Raw genomic sequence first — 870 nt, 5'->3', positions numbered from 1 at the left:
TGAAGCGAAAAAGGTGAAGCAAAAATTCCGTGTTTACGACTCCTATTTCGATGCCCTCAACGACTACGTCAAACTGCTGAGTAACAATCCCCGCTATGCGGCCGTGACGACCGCTTCTTCCCCGGAACAGGGTGCGCAAGCGTTACAGGCTGCGGGTTATGCCACCGATCCTAAATATGCACAGAAGCTGGTGGGTATGATCCAGCAGTTCAAAAATATGGGTGAAAAAGTGGTCAAAGCCTACAGCCAGGATATCGGCGATTTGTTTTAAATTTTTCGGGGAAATGCTCAAGTTTGCCCCGGCTTAACCGATAACCTTTTCAGGCCGGAATTGCGTTAATGACCTCCCGGCAAACGATTCGTCAATGCTGGCTCTGCAGTTGCCGGTGAACAAGGAACCGAAATGGCAAACTTAATCAATACCGCGATGAGCGGGTTAAGCGCCGCATCTGCAGCGCTGAGCACCACCAGTAACAACATCACCAACTATGCAGCGACGGGTTATTCACGCCAGACGACCGTGCTTGCTCAGGCCAACAGTACCCTGAGTGGTGGTAATTACTATGGCAACGGTGCCAATGTCTCCTCGGTATACCGTGAATATGACCAGTTCATCACTAACCAGCTGCGTGCGGCCAGCGCTCAGTCCAGTGCCTACTCCACCCAGTACAACCAGCTTTCCAGTATTGACGACATGCTGTCCAGTACCACTAACACGCTGTCGACCAATATGCAGGATTTCTTCAAATCACTGCAGACGTTGTCCAGTAATGCCAGCGACTCCTCTTCCCGTCAGGCCGTGATCGGCAAGGCGCAGGGATTAGTCAATCAGTTCCAGGTAACGAATACCTCTTTATCTAACCTCGACAG

General features: G+C 51.0%; 2 protein-coding genes. Both read left to right on the top strand.

The annotated features are described in order from the left end of the window. Nucleotides 1–271: glucosaminidase domain-containing protein (locus tag WH277_RS00400; RefSeq protein ID WP_339503705.1), on the top strand; the 271-nt coding region annotated here is incomplete at its 5' end. A 132-nt stretch (nucleotides 272–403) separates the two neighbouring features. Then, on the top strand, nucleotides 404–870 hold a 467-nt coding region (locus tag WH277_RS00395; protein ID WP_339503703.1), incomplete at its 3' end, for a FlgK family flagellar hook-associated protein.

The sequence above is a fragment of the Erwinia sp. MYb416 genome (assembly GCF_037479575.1).
Classification (GTDB): Bacteria; Pseudomonadota; Gammaproteobacteria; order Enterobacterales; family Enterobacteriaceae; genus Erwinia; species Erwinia rhapontici.
This window is presented reverse-complemented; position numbering and strand designations above follow the sequence as displayed.